At 40.1% G+C, this 22,442-nt stretch carries 15 protein-coding genes; 14 read left to right on the top strand and 1 reads right to left on the bottom strand.

Going from position 1 to position 22,442, the window contains the following annotated elements:
* The first annotated feature begins 91 nt into the window (after nt 1–91).
* A complete protein-coding gene (locus tag FFU37_RS12080; protein ID WP_138489578.1) occupies nt 92–1,453 on the top strand; it encodes a hypothetical protein in 1,362 nt (453 codons plus the stop codon).
* 126 nt (nt 1,454–1,579) lie between these two features.
* Entirely contained in the window at nt 1,580–4,210 is a 2,631-nt protein-coding gene (locus FFU37_RS12075; RefSeq protein WP_138489577.1) for a DUF2339 domain-containing protein, read from the top strand.
* Between the two features lie 132 nt (nt 4,211–4,342).
* Here the strand turns inward: FFU37_RS12075 and FFU37_RS12070 are convergent, their stop codons facing one another.
* Nucleotides 4,343–7,783: a PAS domain-containing hybrid sensor histidine kinase/response regulator gene (locus tag FFU37_RS12070; protein ID WP_138489576.1), complete on the bottom strand. Its 3,441-nt coding sequence runs from the start codon at nt 7,781–7,783 to the stop codon at nt 4,343–4,345.
* A 414-nt stretch (nt 7,784–8,197) separates the two neighbouring features.
* Between FFU37_RS12070 and FFU37_RS12065 the strand changes: the two genes are divergently transcribed.
* From FFU37_RS12065 to FFU37_RS12010, 12 genes are all read left to right on the top strand, one after another.
* Nucleotides 8,198–8,461, top strand: a complete 264-nt coding sequence (locus tag FFU37_RS12065; protein WP_002961535.1) for a DUF4212 domain-containing protein — start codon at nt 8,198–8,200, stop codon at nt 8,459–8,461.
* Between the two features lie 10 nt (nt 8,462–8,471).
* Nucleotides 8,472–10,196, top strand: coding sequence for a sodium:solute symporter family protein (locus FFU37_RS12060; protein WP_002961534.1), 1,725 nt, complete (start codon nt 8,472–8,474; stop codon nt 10,194–10,196).
* A 123-nt stretch (nt 10,197–10,319) separates the two neighbouring features.
* A complete protein-coding gene (locus tag FFU37_RS12055) occupies nt 10,320–12,158 on the top strand; it encodes a DUF294 nucleotidyltransferase-like domain-containing protein (protein ID WP_138489575.1) in 1,839 nt (612 codons plus the stop codon).
* A gap of 15 nt (nt 12,159–12,173) precedes the next feature.
* A complete protein-coding gene (locus tag FFU37_RS12050; RefSeq protein WP_138489574.1) occupies nt 12,174–12,797 on the top strand; it encodes a 3'-5' exonuclease in 624 nt (207 codons plus the stop codon).
* A 138-nt stretch (nt 12,798–12,935) separates the two neighbouring features.
* Nucleotides 12,936–13,664: an SIMPL domain-containing protein gene (locus tag FFU37_RS12045; protein WP_138489573.1), complete on the top strand. Its 729-nt coding sequence runs from the start codon at nt 12,936–12,938 to the stop codon at nt 13,662–13,664.
* 79 nt (nt 13,665–13,743) lie between these two features.
* On the top strand, nt 13,744–14,406 hold the full coding sequence (locus FFU37_RS12040; protein ID WP_138489572.1) for a peroxiredoxin-like family protein: 663 nt from the start codon (nt 13,744–13,746) through the stop codon (nt 14,404–14,406).
* A gap of 178 nt (nt 14,407–14,584) precedes the next feature.
* Nucleotides 14,585–15,601: an erythrose-4-phosphate dehydrogenase gene (gene epd / locus FFU37_RS12035; RefSeq protein ID WP_002961528.1), complete on the top strand. Its 1,017-nt coding sequence runs from the start codon at nt 14,585–14,587 to the stop codon at nt 15,599–15,601.
* 64 nt (nt 15,602–15,665) lie between these two features.
* Nucleotides 15,666–16,841: a phosphoglycerate kinase gene (locus FFU37_RS12030; protein WP_002961525.1), complete on the top strand. Its 1,176-nt coding sequence runs from the start codon at nt 15,666–15,668 to the stop codon at nt 16,839–16,841.
* A 201-nt stretch (nt 16,842–17,042) separates the two neighbouring features.
* Nucleotides 17,043–18,107: a class II fructose-bisphosphate aldolase gene (gene fba, locus FFU37_RS12025; protein WP_002961523.1), complete on the top strand. Its 1,065-nt coding sequence runs from the start codon at nt 17,043–17,045 to the stop codon at nt 18,105–18,107.
* Between the two features lie 1,038 nt (nt 18,108–19,145).
* Nucleotides 19,146–19,835 (top strand): phosphate regulon transcriptional regulator PhoB, encoded by a 690-nt coding sequence (gene phoB / locus FFU37_RS12020; protein ID WP_006791869.1) that lies wholly within the window; start codon nt 19,146–19,148, stop codon nt 19,833–19,835.
* Nucleotides 19,836–19,900: 65 nt separating this feature from the next.
* Nucleotides 19,901–21,208 (top strand): phosphate regulon sensor histidine kinase PhoR, encoded by a 1,308-nt coding sequence (gene phoR, locus FFU37_RS12015; protein WP_138489571.1) that lies wholly within the window; start codon nt 19,901–19,903, stop codon nt 21,206–21,208.
* 115 nt (nt 21,209–21,323) lie between these two features.
* Nucleotides 21,324–22,292, top strand: a complete 969-nt coding sequence (locus tag FFU37_RS12010) for a PstS family phosphate ABC transporter substrate-binding protein (protein ID WP_002962686.1) — start codon at nt 21,324–21,326, stop codon at nt 22,290–22,292.
* Nucleotides 22,293–22,442 lie beyond the last annotated feature (150 nt).

The raw sequence follows: 22,442 nt of genomic DNA, 5'->3' as shown, positions 1-22,442 counted from the left end.
AATGTCAGTGAGGGTAATGCTTTGTAAATCATGAAATTAAAATAGAATGTTTGGGTCATAATGGGGATATTAATAATAAGGAATAACCTTAATGACCAACTCCCTTTTAAAAGCTGCATTACCCTTAAGTCTAATTACTATTTTGTCGGGCTGTGGCTCTGACGATAGCTCAAGCTCTACAGGTTACATCCAATTGTATAACGGCTCTTACAATAGCCCATACACACGTTTGTTTGTTGAAGAAACAGAGCGCTCAGGCGCTGATTTTGCTGATGTAACTACTCGCCATAACTACAGCACAGACACTTATGATGTAAGTTTTGAGTACCTAGATGCTAACGACAGCTATATAACAATTAGCGATCAAGAAATTTCTATTAAGGGTGACAAAACACAGTTAGTAGTAATGAGTGGTAACTTTGATGAGCCTACATTTACAGAGCTTAGCGTACCTATCTCAAGCGATACGGGTGAGTTTAACTTAGGGTTTTACAATATTGCAGGTGAGGATACTAACTACGATATTTACTTAGCAACTGATGATGGCGTATTTGAAAGCGCGACACTTTTTTCATCGGCTCAATATTTAAGTGAGTTAGATCTGCAAAGCGTTGATGAAGGTTATTACACTATTTACATAACAGAAGCGGGCAGCAGTGATGTTGTGTACGAGTCGTCATCTGTTTATTTATACGATGAAGCAAGTTATGTAGCAATGATCCGCCCAAGTTATGCAACAGAAGAAGGCGGTATTACGCTTGATGTAGTAACCGATAATAACTACGTTACTGAGCTTAAACATCAATCTGCCCTAGGGCAATTACGTTTTATAAATACCGTTGATGACTACTCGCCAGTAAGCTTTTCTGCTACACGCGGTACAACTGTAAATACAACAAATACAGTCGCTAGTGACTCTTATACCGATTATGTTGAACTTTCGCCTAATAGTTACAGCGTAGCGATGTACGACGAAGAAGGTACAAAACTAGCTGATAACTTTTTAATGACGCTAGAGCGCGAGCAAAGTGCGGTGGGTATTTTTTATAACGACGTTGATAACGGTTTACGTATGATGAGCGTTGAAGAAAATCTAACACCAAGCAGTTACAGCCATACGGTATCGGTTGTAAATCTAATTGAAAGCTACGCAGGGCAGTCGGTTTCAGATGTAGATGTGTACTTTACACTTAACGGCGAAACGGTAGACGACACCAGTAACTTAGTCGATGGCCTAGATAAGTATGACCAAGAAGAGCAGGTTGTAGATAACGAAATTTACACAGTTTATGTTGTATATGAAGACAACGGCCAGCAAATTGTGCTTATTCAACAAAGCGATATGGACTTTACACAAGAGGGTAACTACATATTGATTTTAGAGCATGATGAAACAACAAGCTCAGGTTATAAAATGACCCTAGAGCGCACTATTACCGATAGTGTTGAATAAACCTAAACATATTAAGTAGCATAAAGCCTAAGCACTTTAAGTACTTAGGCTTTTTTATTGAACAAAATTTACCTACTCATTAATAATTAGGTACACTCAGGGCATAATAATTAATAAGAGTGTGCCATGGATGATTTAGTTGGGTTAGCCGTCATAGTAATACTGGTTGTAGTTGCCGGTGCTATTTGCGGCTTAATAGCGCTAGTGCAGTTAAATGGATTAAAACAAGAAGTTGCTGTTTTAAGGGCCAAAATAACACATCTACAAACACATAAATCGATATCGCAAAGTGAACCTCAAAGTGAAGCATCTACGGCTCAGGCAGCGCTTTCAAGATCAGAGCCAATTGCTCATAAAGCACAGCCAAGCTTAACGTCCCAAAACGCGTCGCCACCTTTAATAAATCAGCCATCAGCGCCTCCTAAAAAAGCCAAACCAGCTGCAGCATCAGCCACAGAATTACTATTTAATAAATTACGCGCAGGGTTTGAAGAGAACTGGATGACCTGGATTGGCGCAATAGCACTTGCTTTTGGTGGCATATTTTTAGCTAAATACAGCCTAGAAGCGGGATTACTATCGCCTGTGATGAGGCTGAGTTTAGGTGGATTATTTGGACTTAGCTTAATTGCAGCCGCAGCTTATTTACACCATAAACGCATTGTATTTGAAGGCTTTAATAATTACATACCCGCAGCGCTTGCCAGCGGCGGGTTTATTACCTGTTTTGCTTTAACGCTTTTAGCTTACAGTAGCTACGCTATGCTTAGCCCTACCGTGGCATTTTTTGCACTGGCTGTTATTGCGATTAGTGCAAGTGCAATGGCGCTTAGGCTAGGCCCATTATTGGCTGTATTAGGTATTATTGGCGCTTATAGTGTACCAATATGGGTTAGTACAGGCAGTGGTAACTTGTTTGCATTATTTATGTATGTTGGTTTTGTAAGTTTGTCAGCCGCGTTAGTTGCACATAAAGTACAACGTATTTGGCTATGGTATTTACTATGGGCTGGGCACATTGGCTGGTATTTAGTTGGTTTTACGCTACTTAAAGCTAATACCGTTTGGTTAATGGGGGCATTTGCTTTACTTAGTATTGTAGGGTTAATTGCTATACCGCGCTTAGGTCTAAAACTGAATGTTATTGAACATCGCCCGCACAGTTTAAAACGCTTAATTAAAGTGCTTCCAGATCATGCATTACTACTCGCTTTTATAGCGCCCTTAATATTTACTATGTTGATCAGTCACTTTGATATGCAGTGGCAAGCAATCGGCGTGTTAAGTATTGTATTGGTGTTGTTTTTAGTCCTTAAAAATAGCCGTTGGGATATTTGGCAGGGCGTAGCGTTAGTTATTTCAACGCTATTAGTTATAAGTGCTGAAAGCACGCATCTTTCGCCAAATCTATTTGATGACGCACTCTTTATATTCAAAAATGAATACGGTTTGGGTTTATTACTCGGATTGTTACTTACCGCTTTTGGGCTCTATTATGGTAAAAAACAGATTAAGCGTTTAGCGTTTCATATTACGGGAGCATTTAGTGCATTTGTAATGATAGCGACTTTATATACGCTTATTCCTAATTCTGCGTTAAGTACAGCGTATCCGCTTTGGGCCGTTGTATTGTTTATAGTGGCAGCTATTTTAATAAATCTCGCGCAGCATAATACAACGCTATTTCAGCGTTTTACTTATTGGGTAGGGGCTAATGCCAATATTACGTTAGCAATTACCATGCTACTAAGTGACAGCGGCCTAACCATTGCTCTTGCTGTACAAGTATTACTTATAAGCGTACTTATTAAACGTTATAGCGTGCCTATGCCGCATTGGCCTATAAAAGCCTTGGTTGCTGCGTTATTACTGCGCTTAACGCTTGCGCCTTGGACACCAAGCTACGATGCGTTAACGGTATTTGGTTTGCATTGGAGTATTGTGGTTTATCCGTTATGTATCGCGTTATTTTTTGCCGCAGCTAAGTGCTTTGACTCATCAAAACTTAAAATATGGCTCGAAGGTGCAGCCCTTCATTGTTTAGCGCTTTTTATTACTACCGAAACAAGTTATCAGTTAGTAGGGCATTATCCGCAATTTGATTCACTTAACTTTTACGAACAAATACTCCTTACCTGTAACTGGCTGGCATTAGGGTGTGTGTATTTACACAGAGCAAAACTTGCCGGTACTTTAGCTAAGTTATATAAAGTGGCGGGTTTTTCACTTGCGGGGTTAGCAGGGCTTTTTGCTATTAAAACACTACTTGACGATAACCCATTATTTGAATCACTTTACATAGGTGAGCTGCCAATATTTAACTGGTTATTACTATTGTGGTTAGTACCTGCAGGATTAACGCTTTGGCTGGCCAAGCTTGTAAAACCAATAAATGCTAAAGCTACGCCATTTATATTGGCCGTTGCGGGTGGCTTTATATTATTGGCAATAAACAGCTTTATTCGTCAGTACTGGCAAGGTCCTTACATTTACTTATCAAAAGGCGCAAGCAATGCAGAGCTCTATAGCTACTCTGTTATTTGGTTAGTATTGGGTGCGGGTACTGTTATTTTTGGTCATTTAAAAAATCAATTATTAATACAAAAAGTAGGCCTAGGGATACTAGCTGCAGTTATTGTTAAAGTGTTTTTAATTGATATGGCTAACTTGGAGGGCTTACTTAAAGCGCTTTCGTTTATTGGATTAGGGCTTTCGTTGGTGGGGTTAAGTTGGTTGTTCCAAAAGCTTAGAAGCTGAGTAAATCAAGTTTAACTTTATGAATACTTTATAAAGCAAAGCCCAGTGAAGATACTGGGCTTTTTGTTTTACGCTATTACTTGATAGCTTTTAACTAGAACACTTTTAACTAGAATACTTTTTACTAGCTTATTATGTACTGTGATTAAGCAGTGCCTTTAGTTTGCCCGGTTTAATTGGCTTACTTAAATAATGAATATTAGCGGCTTTGGTTTCTTGTTTAAGCTCGGTGTCGCGCACTGCGGTAATTAAAATAGCAGGGACTTGGCTTTGCCAAATTTCGCGCAGGGTTTTAATTAGCGTTATGCCATCGCAGTCGCTACCTAATTGATAGTCCATTAAAATAACATCGGGTGCACCGTTTTGCTTAGCATGCGCCAGTACATTATCTACGTTATCAAAAAGGGTGTAATTAGCTTGCCACTTTTTAAGTAAGCTTGCCATTGCTGCTAAATTTTCAGGGTCGTCGTCTACGGCAACAATATTAATTGCTGCACGGTTTTCTATTAGGCTATTTGTAGTACTTTTTTGTTGTACAAATTGCTCGTCACCATAAGGTACCTCAATGCTAAAACGGCTACCTTTATTTGGCTCAGAATGCACATCAAGCGGCAAACTTAGCAAGTCAGCCATACGTTTTACAACACCTAAGCCTAAGCCTACACCTTTGTTATCGCCCGACTCAACACGGTAAAAGTCGTTAAATATTTTAGCTTGCTCTACTTCGCTAATACCTGGGCCTGTATCCCATACTTCTATTCGTAAATTATGCTTTCGGTTCCTACAGGCAATTAATACACGGCCATTATCGGTGTATTTAACTGCATTAGAGACCAAGTTTTGAATAATTCGGCGCAAATAGGTTATATCGCTGTGCACAATTTGCTGGTTTGAACGCACACTAAGTTTAAGGCCTTTATCACTTGATAAAATAGCGTATTCACTTTGTAGTGGGGCTAAAATATCTTCAATATAAAAGTGGCGAGGGGTAGGGGTCATAGCGCCTTGCTCAAGCTTAGCTATTTCAAGCAGTGCCGACATTAAATGCACGGTTGAATCGAGACTGTCGCCTAGTTTTTCAAAGCTGTTTTGGTTAGTGCTGTCGAGCTGTTTTTCGTCAATGGCGGCAAGGTATAAACGTGCTGCATTTAACGGCTGTAAAATGTCGTGGCTCGCTAGTGCTAAAAAGCGCGTTTTACTGTCGTTGGCTTGCTCTGCTTCTCGTTTAGCTAAGGTAAGTGCTTGCTCGGTTTGTACACGGCTATCTATTTGAGCTTGTAAGTCTTTATTAATAGTTTGCACTTCTTGAGTACGTGCTTCTATGCGGTTTTCAAGATCCATGTTTACTTCTTCAAGCGCATTTTGCGTACTTATGTGGTTTGTAATATCTGAAAAGCTGGTAACAAATCCGCCATCGGGCAGCGGATTACCAATCATTTCGTATACTTGGCCATTACGACGGTGGCGAATAAAATGATGCGAGCTGCCATATTTTAAATGCTGTACACGTTTTTCTACTTGGCGTTCTATTTCACCAGGGCCACATTCACCACGGTTAGCGTTGTATCTAATAATGTCTTCTATGGGTTGGCCTACTTCTAAAAAGCCTTCAGGGTAGCCAAACATTTCATTGTAGCGTTTGTTCCATGCAACGAGTTTTAAATCTTTATCAACAACTGAAATACCATGGCTTAAATTTTCGAGTGAGGTAAATAACAGATTTTGATTAAATTGCAGCGCTTGTGTGGTTTCGTCAAAAAAGTTTACTACTTCTTCAAACGCCATACGTTTACCCGACGATACCGTATGTATTAACGCTTGCGCTGACGATGCGCCAAGCACGCCCGTTAATGCGCGTTCGCAGTAAGCTATAAATTCAGGCTCTGGGTGTGCGTTGTTATCACTTAAATGATGGGCGAGTGCGTAATGGGCCAGTACTTGTTGGCTGCGCTGAATACCTAGAAATGTTTGCAGTAGTATTTTAAAGTCGTAAACGGTGGCTTTTACGTCTTTATTTAAGCGCCTTGATAAAATAGCCTGATCTTTAGGGTTAACAAAAGCAGCGGCCTGAATTTTATCAATTAAGCGCTCCTCAGCCCCAAGTGAAAAACTAATATAACAACCAATATTGGCAAACAAAGCTATCAAGGTTCCACGCGTTATAAGCGTTTGTTGCAGCTCGCTATCAAGGGTTGTGCCGGCATCGAGTATTGGCAGCATTAAAAATAGTATCCAGCAAATAAAGCCTGCTACTAAACCTGCATACACCCCATAAGCATGACCTTTTCGCCAATATAAACCACCCACAATAGAGGGCAGCAATTGGGTAACAAGTGAAAACGCCACCAAGCCCATACTGGCCAGTGCGCTACTATGGCCAAACCATTGCTGATAGAAATAGGCCAAAATTAATATGCCTGCAATAGCAAAGCGCCTTACAAGTAATATACGAGACTTATAACTGCTGGTAATTAAGTTACGTTTAAACTTTCTACGTAGCATTAACGGCAGTACCACATCGTTTGAAATCATCGTGCTTAATGTAAGCGTTGCTACCACTATCATTGCGGTGGCGGCCGATAGTCCACCTATAAATACAAAAGTGGTTAAGAATGCATTGTCGTTAATTAGTGGTAGGGCAAGTACAAAGCTGTCGGGTGAATAGCCGCTGCCAATTTCAGGATGAATGGCCGCAGTCGCGATAGGTAAAATCATTGCGGCTGTTAGTAGTAAATACAGCGGAAAAGCCCAGCGAGCGGTAAGTAAGTGGCGTTTGTTTTGGTTGTCGACCACGGTTACATGAAACTGGCGAGGCAAACATATAATAGCTGCCGCAGCCATTAAAGACTGACCAATAAAGTTAAAGCTAAAAAAGTTAAAATCGCTCCAGTGACCCCAAATAGACTCAGTTACTTTGTTCGTGGTGGCTTCGGGTAAATTAAAAAGTGTAAATACTGCAAGCCCCGCAACGGCAATAAGAGCAATAAGTTTGATCATAGATTCAAATGCAACAGCGAGCATTAAGCCAGAGCGATATTCAGTTACATCAACTTTGCGAGTACCAAAAAATATAGCAAATAAAGCCATAATTAGTGTGGCAGAAAGCGCGAGCATATCGCCGGATATTTTATTACTGTTTTGCAAAAGTAAAAAGCTTGTACTAAGCGCTTTTAATTGCAGTGCAATGTAGGGAATGGTTGCCAGTAATGCGATTACAGTAACCATTATTGCTGTAGTTTGACGTTTGCCGTAACGAGCTGAAATAAAGTCAGCAATAGTCGTTATGTTTTGTTTTTTACTTACGAGTACCAGCTTACGTAAAAATCCTTGGCCGAATAAAAACAGCAACGCAGGGCCTAATAATATTGGCAAGTAACTCCAACTGCTGGTGGCGGCTGTTCCCACCGAACCGTAATAAGTCCAAGAGGTACAGTAAATCCCGAGTGAGAGTGAATACACAAAAGGGTGATGGCTAATACGCTTTGCCAAAGGGGTCGTTTTATCGCCCCAATTGGCAAGCCAAAACAGCACACCTATATAACTTAAAGCAACAATAATGAGTACGGCAGTCATGTTGTTATTAAACCTTATTATTTTAAATAGTCCCTCATCCCTATGAGGGATTAACACAATACCAGAACTGGGGTTAAGTGTGAGGGTTGAATTTAAAATAAAACTTTTATTTTATTTATATCTTATTGAATATTAACAGTAAAAATAAAACACCCTTGAGCATTAGACTAATGTCGCATTAATGACCAACTTATCAATTTAATCATAAAGCCAGCTTACAAAAATAGCCTAAGCAATTGAAATAATATAAAAATATATAAAACACGCTTGAATGATAAATACAGTTTACGTAAACGTTAACAGGCTGTTACGACTATGGTCTCAATTCAATATGTAACCAGCGTTGCTAAATTGGTAAGCGAAGATAAAAAACCACTCATCGCGATATTGCGGTGCTTAAAGGGGAAAACAAAAATGGCTTTTAAAGATGAAGAACAAGCAAAAGCTTATTGGGCAGAAAACATTTCGCTGTTATTTAAACTGTTAGCAGTGTGGTTTGTCGTGTCTTTTGGCTTTGGCATATTACTGGTTGATGTACTTAATGAAGTACGTTTTTTTGGGTTTAAACTTGGCTTCTGGTTCGCCCAGCAAGGCGCGATTTATACCTTTGTTGCTTTGATTTTTGTGTACGTTTTCAAAATGAATACGTTAGATAAAAAATACGGCGTAGACGAATAGGAGCTAAGCAATGGATGTTCAAACACTCACGTTTTTAATTGTTGGTTTAAGCTTTGCGCTTTATATCGGCATAGCAATATGGGCCCGAGCGGGTTCAACCAAAGAGTTTTATGTAGCGGGCGGCGGCGTACCTCCTCTTGCTAATGGTATGGCAACAGCTGCCGATTGGATGAGCGCCGCGTCGTTTATTTCAATGGCGGGTATTATTTCGTTTGCAGGTTACGATGGCAGTGTTTACTTAATGGGGTGGACAGGTGGTTATGTACTATTAGCCATGTGTTTAGCGCCTTACTTACGTAAATTCGGCAAGTTTACTGTGCCAGACTTTATTGGCGACCGTTACTATTCACGTACCGCGCGTTTAGTTGCTATTTTTTGTGCCATATTCATTTGTTTCACTTATATAGCAGGGCAAATGCGTGGCGTAGGCGTGGTATTTTCACGCTTTTTAGAAGTAGAAATTGAAACCGGTGTTTACATTGGTATGGTGATTGTATTCTTTTATGCGGTACTTGGCGGCATGAAAGGCATTACCTACACACAAGTAGCGCAGTATTGTGTACTTGTATTTGCCTACCTTGTACCAGCCATTTTTATCTCGATGATGATGACGGGTCATTTCTTTCCGCAAACCGGTTTTGGTGCCACATTGATTGGCAGCGATGGCGTGTACGTACTTGATAAACTAGACGGCTTAAGTGCTGAACTTGGTTTTGCGCAATATACCGAAGGCTCTAAGAGCATGATTGACGTATTTGCTATTACTGGTGCGTTAATGGTAGGTACTGCTGGTTTACCACATGTAATTGTACGCTTTTTCACTGTACCTCGCGTAAAAGACACACGTATTTCTGCTGCATGGACTCTTGTGTTCATCGCGATTGTTTATACTACAGCACCTGCGGTTGCAGCCTTTGCTCGCGTAAACATGGTTGATACTATTAATGGTAAAGACGGTAGCGGTACAGCTTACGCAGAAGCACCAGGATGGATTAAAAACTGGGAACGCACAGGTTTAATTACATTTGATGATAAAAACGGCGATGGCAAAATGTTCTACACGGCGGGTAAAATCACCGATCCGAACAGTGCTAACGAAGTAAATGTAGACCGCGATATTATGGTATTAGCAAATCCAGAAATTGCTAATTTACCAGCATGGGTAATCGCACTTGTAGCTGCCGGTGGTATTGCCGCTGCACTGTCTACAACAGCAGGTTTACTACTGGTTATTTCGACCTCCGTTTCGCACGATTTACTCAAGCGAACCCTCAAGCCCGATATTACCGACAAGCAAGAGTTACTTGCAGCGAGGTTGGCAGCCATGGTCGCTATTGTTATCTCCGCATACTTTGGTATTAACCCGCCTGGATTTGTGGCATCGGTAGTGGCATTTGCATTCGGCTTGGCGGCAGCGAGTTTCTTCCCAGCAATTATTATGGGTATATTCTCTAAAACAATGAACCGAGAGGGCGCAATTGCAGGTATGGTAACGGGTATTGGCTTTACCGCTGCTTATATTATCTTCTTCAAGTTTGTAAGCCCTGAGCTTAACAACCCTGAACATTGGTTTTTAGGTATTTCGCCTGAAGGTATTGGCTTAATTGGTATGATTATTAACTTTGTAGTAGCCGCAGTTGTTCTTAAATTTACTCAAGCTACACCTATTGAAATTCAAGAAATGGTAGAAGGTATTCGTAACCCTAAAGGGTCAGCTGAAGCGCACGATCACTAGGCAACATTTATAGATATAGTAAAAAAACATAAAGCACCCAAAGCCCGACTTTAGTCGGGCTTTTTATTTGTTTAATAAATAAGTACATTAGATTGGTACATCACCATTTAAAGAGCGAATACAATGAGTGTAGAACAACAAGAAATAGCCCAATACGTTTGTTTGCAAGCGCCTTTTAGTATGCTTGATAGCAGCGCATACGAATATTTTGTAAATCATCTTGATATTATTTACCTTACCCGCGAAAACCAAACTCAGTGGTTACAAAGTGAAAACCCTAAACTATTTTTAATTCGCTCTGGTTTGTACGACCTAGTTGATGGCAAGGGCGATGTTGTTACGCGCTTAGCGCAAGGTGACTATTTTGGTTTTCCGTCGCTGTTAACCGGTGAGGCAATTCAAAATAGATTAGAAGTACAAAAAGAGGGCATAGTGTATATGCTCTCTCAAACGCATTTTGATTTTTTACGCAGAGAATATAAATCGTTTGAGCAATACTTTGTACGCGCTCATGCTAACCGGTTGTTGTCATCGCATTATAAAAGTAAAAACGATAGCTGGTCGGAACGTAAAATATCAGAGCTGATGACGCGCACAGCAATTACGCTTACGCCCGATGCAAGTATTAGGCAAAGCGCTAAAAAAATGAAAGAGCATGGCGTCTCGTCAATAATGATAACGCAGCACGCGCACTTAGTAGGGGTGGTGACCGACCGCGATTTACGCAACCGAGTACTTGCCGACGAGGTAGATCCACAAGACGCAGTAAGCAGTATTATGACCGCCAAACCTAAGTTTATATTTGAAAATAACCGGGTGTTTTCGGCGCTGCACTTAATGCTTAAATACAATATTCACCATTTGCCCGTGCTTGACGAAAACCATAACCCGATAGGGATGATAACCAGCACCGATTTACTGCGCCAACAAAAAAGTGACCCCGTACAGCTTATTGGGCGCATATATAAAGCGCACACTGTTACTGATTTAAAACGCTACGCTAAAGAAATTCCCGAACTTTTGCGTAGTTTTTCGTACAACATTGACGACATATCGCTAATTGGTAAATTACTCAGTGGTTTAACCGATGCGCTTACATCGCGCCTGATTCACTTATTTCAAGAAGAGCATGGCGCAGCGCCAACCAGCTTTAGTTTTATTTGCTTTGGCTCGCAAGCACGCGAAGAACAAACCCTGCATTCAGATCAAGATAACGGCTTATTACTCCCTAACGACTTAACCACCGAGCAACACGCTTACTTTAAAAGTATGGGGGAGTTTGTATGCGAGAATTTAGTTGAGTGCGGCATTAGGCGTTGCCCAGGTAATATTATGGCAAGCAGTGATGAGTGCCGTATGAGCGTAAACGACTGGAGCGAGCGCTTTTTTAAATGGATAAAAAGCCCCACACCCAATGCAATGCTTAACTGTAAGATATTTTTTGACCTGCGATTTATTGAAGGTTCAAACGCTTTATACACGGATTTTTGCGAGCAACTAATTCGTATATCGCGTAACGACTTATTCTATGCCGCAATGGCAACCGACATAAGCAGCAACAGCGTGCCAATTGGTTTATTTAATAAATTTAAAACCGAAAAAACAGATCAAAATAATAAATACATAGATTTAAAAAAACGCGGTGTTGTAATTATAAATGACATAGTGCGGTTATACGCTTTAAAAGCGGGTATTAGGCGCGCCAACACGCAAGAGCGATTAGACGCACTATTAAAACATAAACTGATCAGCAAAGAAGATATATACAACCTAAAAGACTGTTGGCGGTTCTTAACGCAGCTTCGCTTGAGTACACAAATAAACGAAGAAGGCTTACCGAGTAATTGTATTAATCCTAATAAATTAAACTCACTAGAGCGCCATCAGCTAAAAGAAGCGTTTTACCTTGTTAAACAAGCGCAGCAAGCCGCTGCGTTTAAGTTTGCTCGTGGCAGTTTATAATGATGGATTACTAACATGGTAAAAAAGTTGCTCACTCGGTATTTAAAGCGCCGTAAATTACTAGGCAAAAATGCCTTACAACAACGTTATTTGGTGATTGATTTAGAGCTCACTGGCCTTGATGCAAAACAGCACGAAATTGTATCGGTAGCGTGGGTGATAATAGATAACCAATGTATAAAAATGAGCGAGTCGCAGCACCTTATAAATAAAGACGTAAAAAGCCTTGAGCAAAGTCCTGTTTTTCATGGGATTAGCGACGATGCTATAACAAAGGGGCTAAGCCTAAACAGTATATTAATACAATTAAGTAACCATTTTAGCGACTGTATTTTAGTGTTTCATAACGCCATACTCGACTGGGGTTTTTTAAAAATAGCGCTTAAAAATGCCAATATAACAATACGGCCTAAACTGATACTCGACACACTGCATATTGAGCAAAAGCGCTTACTCCATCATTCAACTGAAATAAAACAAGATGATTTAACCCTTAATGCTTGCCGCACACGTTATGAGTTACCAAGCTATCATTGCCATCACGCACTGACCGATGCACAAGCCACTGCCGAGTTACTGCTAGCCCAGTGCCATCAAATAAGCCGTGGCAAAGAGCTAAAAGTAGGCGAGTTGGTGTAGGTTGGCTGTAGGCGGGGCTTTATGCCGCGCGAGATAAACTCCCACCTACAATAAAGAGCAGTTTACTTTTATTGTTATCCGTATAATTATAGGTACAGTTACGTAATCATTATCTAACTAATCACTTCAAGGACGATCATGAAACTCATCACTGCCATTTTCTTAACCTTATTCCCACTCATCACTTTTGCTAATTCAAGTTTGCCTACAAGCCGTCAAATTTCGGTTCAAGGGACTGCAGAGGTGCTTGCCAATCCTGATATCGCTAAAATACTATTTCAAATTATAAGTATTAAAAACGAACCTTTAGCAGCTAAGAACGATCTTGATAATAAAGTTAATTTACTAATTGATGGACTAAATCAATTTGAAATAACTGCCGATGATGTAGTTGCCTCAAGTGTTAAAGTTGAAAAAACGGGTATGGATTACATTGAAACAGGGCATCAGACTCCCGCTGAATACGCAGCTATAAGGACCTTTGAAGTAACACTAAAAAATATTGAAAGAGTGAATGATTTAAGTGATTTTTTATTGAATTTAAAAGTAAATGCGATTCAAAATACTGAGTTTTTATCTTCAAAAGCTGAGCTGTTACAAGCACAAGCTACACAACAAGCACTTAATAACGCAAAAGAAAAAGCAAATATGCTTGCTAACTCCTTTGGTACAAAAGTGGGTGAAGTACGCACTATTAGCTCAACTCAAAAAAGTGTTTACAGTGGTTTTGGTGCAGCGGTTAAAAAAATAGATAGAGTAAATCCAATAAGCGATTCTTTTCCTAAAGCTCGCAAAAATTATCTACAACAAACGGTAAGCTTTAAATCATCAATAAACGTGGTGTTTGATTTAGAAGTAAATGATTAAGTTAAAATTTTCATTTCAAATACATTTTCATAATGTAAGCTGGCTTTACGTTTTTGATTAATTTGAAGGTAGCGATACTATGAGCGATGAAAGCAACACATTAAAAGCACAAACTGAGGCAAAAATAGCAGCAGGGCGTAAAGGTAATCCTGATTTTATGAAAGGTGTTGATGAAACGATTGCACAAGCAAAAGCGTTTCAACAAGGTGCTAATGCACTTGATTTAAACCAAATCGCACCAAGTTTTGAGTTACCAAATCAACATGGTCAATCGGTGCAGTTAACTGAGTTACTTGCTAAAGGGCCTGTGGTTGTTACTTTTTATCGTGGAAGTTGGTGTCCGTACTGTAATTTACAGCTCAAAGCGCTTCAAGCACGTTTACCTGAAGTTCACGCATTAGGCGCACAATTGGTGGCTATTAGCCCGCAAGTACCCGATGGCTCAATGAACGAAAGCGATATAAGTAACATGGATTTTTTAGTGCTGAGTGATCAAAATGCCGATGTAGCAGCAAGCTACGGCGTAGCATGGCAAGTGCCCACATTTTTACTCGAGCATATGCGAGTAGACCGAGGCCTAGATTTAGAGTCGGTTAACAATGGCAATAGTAGTGTTTTACCGATCCCTGCCACCTTTGTTTTAGATAAACAAGGTAAAGTGACTTGGCGTTATGTTGATGTTGATTATCGTACTCGTTCTGAGCCAGAAGATATAATTAACGCTTTGAAAAATTTAGTATAAAAAACTTAATTTTAAAAGCCTGACCCCTCGAAGAGCTTGCAATGCCTAAGCTCTTTAACCTTAATTTAAAGTTTCTAATGCTTCCCTCTTATAATCAGATGCAAGGTCGATTACAATACAGACATCTAAAAGGCGTATTGCCTTTATCTGCACGCTAAAAGAGTGGATTTTATATTTCATGGCAATCAAACTTGCAATTAATGGTTTTGGTCGTATTGGTCGAAATATTGTCCGCGCGTTATACGAGTCTGGTTTGAGCGACGATATAAAAATTGTTGCGATTAACGAACTTGCTGATCCTGAAGCTATTGCTCATTTATTAAAATACGACACATCCCACGGTCGTTTTTCTTTTCCTGTAAAACTTGGTGAAGACACCATTAGTGTTGCAGGCGATACCATTGCACTTTTTTGTGAAGAAAACCCAATTGAATTACCTTGGCAAACGCTCGATGTAGACGTTGTACTTGAATGTACGGGTGTTTATCACTCGCGTGAACATGCGCAGTTACATATTACCGCAGGCGCTAAAAAGGTGTTGTTTTCGCATCCTGCCGATAACGATGTTGATGCTACGATTGTATATGGCATTAACGACGATGAGCTTAAAAGCGAGCACACAATTGTCTCTAACGGATCGTGTACAACTAACTGTGTTGTGCCGGTTATTAAAGTATTAGATGATGCATTTGGTATTGAGTCGGGCGCTATTACAACGATTCATGCGTCGATGAACGATCAACAAGTGATTGATGGTTATCATCATGATTTACGCCGTACTCGCGCTGCAAGCCAATCAATTATTCCAGTTGATACAAAGCTCGCCCGTGGTATAGACCGTATTTTACCTAAATTTAAAGGCCGTTTTGAAGCCATAGCTGTACGTGTACCGACTATAAATGTCACGGCAATGGATTTAAGTGTAACGGTTAATACCGATGTAGATTTAAATGCAGTAAATAATGCACTTAAAGCACAAGCAAAAGACCGCTTAGAAGGTATTTTAAGTTATACCGAAGAGCCGCTTGTATCGGTTGATTTTAATCACGACCCACATTCTTGTATTATTGATGGCACACAAACACGTGTTAGTCATAAACGACTGATAAAGTTATTAGTATGGTGTGATAACGAATGGGGTTTTGCTAATCGTATGCTCGACACAGCGCGTGCTATGATGGCAGTGAATAAGTAATTTATTAATATAATAATTTTAAACGTATTTTTCAGGTTCAGTATCGTTAACTAAGGAGATGTTCATGTCGGTCATAAAAATGGCAGATTTAGATTTAAACGGCAAACGCGTATTAATTCGTGAAGATTTAAATGTACCAGTTAAAGCAGGTAAAGTGACGTCAGATGCGCGTATTCGTGCAGCACTACCTACTATTAAACTAGCCCTTGAGAAAGGCGCTAAAGTAATGGTTATGTCACACCTTGGCCGTCCTACGGAAGGGGAATACGATGAAGCGTTTTCGCTTGCACCTGTAGCTGATTACTTAAACGATGCTCTAGAGCAAACTGTACGTTTAGAAAAAGATTACCTAAACGGTGTTGATATTGCTGATAACGAAGTGGTTGTTTTTGAAAATGTGCGCTTTAACAAAGGCGAGAAGAAAAACGACGAAGCGTTATCTAAGCAACTAGCAGCACTGTGTGATGTATATGTAATGGATGCATTTGGTACGGCTCACCGTGCACAAGCGTCTACCCATGGCGTTGGCTTATTTGCTGATGTGGCATGTGCAGGTCCGCTGTTATCGGCTGAGCTTGAAGCGTTAGGCAAAGCACTTGATAATCCAGCACGTCCATTAGTCGCGATTGTTGGTGGTTCTAAAGTATCTACTAAGCTAACCGTTTTAGATTCACTTTCTAAAATTGTTGACCAATTAGTTACCGGCGGCGGTATTGCAAATACCTTTATTGCTGCATCAGGTAGCCCAGTTGGTAAGTCGCTTTACGAACCTGATTTAATGGATGAAGCGAATCGTTTATGTGCAGCAGCGATTGCTAATAATGGTGAAATTCCGGTACCGACTGACGTAGTGGTTGGTAATGAGTTTTCTGAATCTGCTGTAGCTACGCTTAAAGATGTAAGCGAAGTAACAAGCAATGATATGATTTTTGATATTGGCCCTGATACAGCGAGCAAGCTTGCAAAAATTATTGCAAATGCAGGCACTGTTGTATGGAATGGCCCAGTTGGCGTGTTCGAGTTTGACCAGTTTGGTAATGGCACACGTGCTATTGCACAAGCAATTGCTAACTCAAATGCGTTTTCAATTGCGGGTGGTGGTGATACCTTAGCCGCAATCGATAAATACGGCATTGCCGATAAAGTATCTTATATTTCTACTGGTGGTGGTGCGTTCTTAGAGTTTTTAGAAGGCAAAAAACTTCCAGCAGTTGAAATGCTAGAGTCGCGCGCTAAGTAATTTTAGTGGCGTAAGGTGAGGGGGTAATAGCCCTCACCGACAATTAATTACTAAATACCTCTCACCCTAATTTAGTCGTTAATTTAGACGGAATATTACTGCAAAGCAGTGGTTTTTCGTGGCGTTGTTATAACGCCAAACTAACACATCCGTTCAAACTAGATGGTAGGGAACTACTGTCGATAAATTGGAGAATACCCAATGGCTTTAATCAGTATGCGACAACTTTTAGATCATGCAGCAGAGCATGGTTACGGCGTACCTGCTTTTAATGTTAACAATCAAGAGCAAATGCGCGCAATAATGGAAGCGGCTGACAAAACAAACAGCCCAGTAATCGTTCAGGGATCAGCTGGCGCACGTGCTTATGCTGGTGCTCCATTTATTCGTCATATGATTTTAGCAGCCGTTGAAGAATGGCCACATATCCCAGTTGTAATGCACCAAGATCACGGCACATCGCCAGGTGTATGTCAGCGTTCAATTCAGCTTGGTTTTTCATCAGTAATGATGGATGGCTCGTTAATGAGCGACGGCAAAACTCCTTCAAGCTACGAATACAATGTAGAAGTAACGCGCGAAACAGTTGCGATGGCGCATGCCTGTGGCGTATCGGTTGAAGGCGAGCTAGGTGTACTTGGTTCACTTGAAACAGGTGAAGCTGGCGAAGAAGATGGCGTTGGCGCAGAAGGGTTATTAACAACGGATCAAATGCTAACAGACCCTGAAGAAGCGGCTGATTTTGTAAATAAAACACACGTTGATGCGCTTGCAATTGCTTGCGGTACTTCACACGGTGCTTATAAATTTACTCGCCCACCAACAGATGACATTTTAGCGATTGATCGCATTAAAGCGATTCATGCTCGTATTCCTAACACGCACTTAGTGATGCATGGCTCATCTTCAGTTCCTCAAGAGTGGTTAGAAATTATTAATCAGTACGGTGGCGAAATTCCAGAAACTTATGGTGTGCCAGTTGAGCAGATTGTTGAAGGCATTAAGTTTGGTGTTCGCAAGGTAAATATTGATACCGATTTACGTTTAGCATCTACCGGTGCAATTCGCCGTCATATGGCGCTTAACCCATCTAACTTTGATCCACGTAAATACCTAGCTGAAGCGACTAAAGCAATGACAGAGATTTGCGTTGCACGCTATAACTCGTTTGGTACTTCTGGTCAGGCTAGTAAAATTAAGCCAATTTCACTTGATGAAATGCACCTTAAATACTTAAGCGGCGAACTAGACCCTAAAATTAGATAATAGATAAATTTATAATTGATCATTATTAGAGCCTGTTTATCTTTCGAGGTTGAATTTGCAGCAGTATGTTTGGTATTTAGGCAAGGCAGAGCCTATGCAGTGTGGTTATTCCCCATAAATAGGCGATAACGTGGAATAAATGCCAAACATGCGCTGCCCAAAGGGTTCTGCCTAGGGGCAATTTACTCTTTGTTGCCTACATGGATGTAGGTAAGGGGCGTGAGCAGGACGCGGAAGCTTTGCTCGGTTTTTACTTAGCCCGCTAGGTTACAAACCTCACGCCGCGATTAAATCGCTCCTAGATTGAACAAATTTTAATCCTGAAAGGTCAACAGGCCCTAAGCCAGTAACTTTGTTGCTGGCTTTTTTAATGTCAGCCCTTTTTATATTACAGATTACGGTTTTTTGATCAGATCACTGCATTACCAACGCGGAATTTTGGGATCACGCATTTACTAACACAGCCTTTTTCGGATCATTACTTTACTAAGCAGAATACACTTTAATGCTATTTCGGGCTCTGAGATAATTTGATCGTTATTTATTTGTATAAACAATCAACAACTTATGGCTTTGACTAGGTACAACTCTGATCTGAGGGGGATCGGCTTGGTAAAAATCTGATCCTTTATTCGGGGCTTAGTAAAATTTAGATCTATTTTTGAACGTATTGTTTGGTACACAGGCGGGTTTGTTGATTTTAAAATGGCTTTAAAGCTACTTTTAAACGATCGATCTGTAAAAATGTCTTGGTTAGTAAAACAATGATCCCAGCTAGTTTAATATTGTTTAGTGGTTTAAATAGCGATACAAAAAAGATAATTTCAAAAAGTTAGCTATTACATAAATTTATCGTAAATCTCTTTTTATTACGTTAAATATTAAAAAGGTTTTAAAAATATGACGTTAATGAGGTTTTTTGTCACTAATTTGTGTTTTTTTTACCACCATTTTAATTTACACGTTACACTTTCATAAAAATGTCATACTTAGTCATAATAATGAAAACTAATTCGATAGCGTAAGAGATAAATTGGAATGTCACGTAAAGTACTAGTCGTAGATGACGAAGCTCCTATCAGGGAGATGTTGGTTTTTGTTTTAGAGCAAAATGGATTTCAAGCAATTGAAGCAGAAGATTACGACTCTGCTATTGCAGCTATGGTTGAACCTTACCCAGATATGGTTTTACTTGATTGGATGTTACCAGGTGGAAGCGGTATTCAAATTGCTAAAAAGTTTAAGCAAAACGAACACACCCGCCAAATCCCAATTATTATGCTTACAGCTCGCGGCGAAGAAGAAGACAAAGTACGCGGCCTTGAAGTAGGTGCAGATGATTACGTCACTAAGCCGTTTTCTCCTAAAGAGCTTATGGCACGTATTAAAGCGGTTATTCGCCGTGTATCGCCAACCTCATTAGAAGAAGCTATTGAAGTACATGGCCTGCGTTTAGACCCTATTTCTCATCGTGTTACCTCAGAAGGTAACGAGCTCGATATGGGGCCAACCGAATTTAGATTACTGCACTTTTTTATGACTCACCCAGAGCGTGTTTATAGCCGTGAACAACTGCTTGATCATGTGTGGGGAACTAACGTTTACGTAGAAGATCGCACGGTTGATGTGCACATTCGTCGCCTGCGTAAAGCAATTGGCCCACTTGGACATGACCGTTTGGTGCAAACAGTACGTGGCGCTGGGTATCGTTTTTCAAGTAAGCTGTGATCAGCTTAAAGCTTAGCTAATGTGTAAAATACGCATGTATTACTACTCTAAGGTAAAGTGAGTGTATGTATCGAGTTGTTAATAAACAGGCGTTAGTTAAACGCCTGTTTATCTATTTTTTACCCTTACTATTAATTGGTGTGCTGGTTGGCGCGCCATTTTTGCTTTTATTTTTAGGATCTTTTTCTCTCCTTATTTGGCACTACCATCAACTTTATCGTTTGAGCGATTGGCTACTTAATCAACGCAGCTTTAACCCGCCAGAGGGTGAGGGTGCATGGGAGCAGGTGTTCGAAGGTATTTATCATCTCCAGCATCGTAATCGTAAAAAACGTAATGAGCTTGCAGATTTAATTCGTCGCTTTCGCGATGGGGCTGAAGCGGTACCTGATGCGGTAGTGGTATTACAAAACGATTTAAGTATTGTGTGGTGTAATCAATTAGCCCTTAAAGTGCTTGGTTTGCAGTGGCCTACCGATCATGGTCAGCGCCTTGATAATTTAATTCGCGAACCTAAGTTTGCTAAATACATGCACAAAGGCGAATTTGACGATGCGCTTGAGCTGGATAACGGTCACAGTATTGAGCAGGTGCTTGAGTTTAGGGTAATGCCATATGCAAGTACGCAACTTATGGTTGTGGTACGTGATGTAACGCGCTTAAAACAGCTAGAACAGATGCGTAAAGACTTTGTAGCCAATGTGTCGCATGAACTACGTACACCGCTTACAGTGGTTACAGGGTATCTTGAGATGATGGATGGCGACATGATGCCGCCGCCAGCAATGTGGAACAAAGCGCAGAATACTATGCTTGAACAATGCAAGCGCATGGATAGCTTAGTCAGCCAATTACTATCGCTTTCGCGTATTGAAGGTGCTCGTCGCCAAGACAATGATAAAGCTATAAATGTACCGCAATTACTTGGTTATATTCACACTGAAGCAAACTCAATTAATCAAGACAAAGGCCACGAACTTATTTTTGATATTGATAAAACCCTTGATATTAAAGGCTCTGAGGATGAACTGCGTAGTGCGTTTTCTAATTTAGTATTCAACGCGATTCATTACACAAAACCAGGCGGTAAAGTAGAAGTATGCTGGCAGCGCAAAAACAATAAAGCGTGTTTTAGTGTTACCGATAATGGTGATGGTATTGCGCCTGAGCATATTAACCGATTAACTGAGCGTTTTTATCGTGTTGACAAAGCTCGCAGTAGAACAACAGGTGGCTCAGGCTTAGGGCTCGCTATAACAAAACATGTGTTAACTCGCCATGATAGTAAATTAAATATTCGTAGTGAAGTTAACAAAGGTTCGTGTTTTTCTTTTGATTTTTCAATAGATAAGATAGTTTCGCTGACTAAATAATTAAGCTAATAGGTTAAGTCATAAAAGTGTCATTTAAGAGTAATGTAATTGTCATGTACTCACTTTAGAGTGGGCAGCAGTTAGAAAATGGAACGAACAAACCGGAGAACTCTACATGAAATTTAAAAACTTAGTTGCCGCAATGGGTGTGGCTGTTACAACTTTCGTATCTGCACAAGCAGTTGCTCTAGATCAAAATATTCCTGAGTATCAAAAAATTAGTGGTGTTTCAGGCAACTTTTCATCAGTAGGTTCTGACACTTTAGCCAACATGATGACGTTTTGGGCTGAAGAGTACAAACGTATTTACCCAAATGTAAATATTCAGATTCAAGCAGCAGGTTCTTCTACTGCTCCACCGGCACTTACCGAAGGTACAGCTAACCTAGGTCCAATGAGCCGTAAAATGAAATCTAAAGAAATCGAAGCGTTCGAAAAACGTTACGGTTACAAGCCAACAGAAGTTCGTGTAGCTATTGATGCACTTGCTGTATTTGTACATAAAGACAACCCAATTGAAGGTCTTCGTATTGACCAAGTAGATGCTATCTTTTCATCTACTCGTAAATGTGGCGCACCAGAGCAAGTTAACCGTTGGAGCGATGTTGGTCTAACAGGTGATTGGGCAGCTAAAGATGTGCAACTTTACGGACGCAACTCAGTATCAGGTACGTATGGTTACTTTAAAAAGAAAGCACTGTGTAAAGGTGATTTCCGTAATAACGTAAATGAGCAACCGGGTTCTGCATCAGTAGTACAGTCAATTTCATCTTCATTAAATGCAATTGGTTACTCAGGTATAGGTTATAAAACATCGGGCGTACGTACAGTACCGCTAGCTAAAAAAGGCGATAACTTTGTTGATGCAACACTTGATAACGTTGCACAAGGTAAATATCCATTATCTCGCTTTTTATACCTTTATGTGAATAAGCACCCAAACAAGCCGTTGTCTCCAATGGAAGCGCAATTCTTAAAAATGGTACTTTCAAAAGATGGTCAGCAAATTGTAGAAAAAGATGGTTATGTACCACTTTCTGCAAAGCTAGTAGAAACAGAACTTAAGAAGCTTGGTTTGAACTAATACCAATTGCATTAAATTAGTGAGTTATTATAGCGATAAGAAAATAGCGCAATAACAAGGCTAAAATTATGATACATAGTTGTTCTATATAAATAATTTTTAACGTAGTTAGTGAGTTATTTAATACGCTAGGATGGTCATGTTTTTAAT

Origin of the sequence: Pseudoalteromonas distincta, assembly GCF_005877035.1 — a bacterium.
In the GTDB taxonomy this organism is placed as follows: domain Bacteria; phylum Pseudomonadota; class Gammaproteobacteria; order Enterobacterales; family Alteromonadaceae; genus Pseudoalteromonas; species Pseudoalteromonas distincta.
Note: the sequence above shows the minus strand (reverse complement) of the source record. Positions and strands in the feature narration are given on the sequence as shown.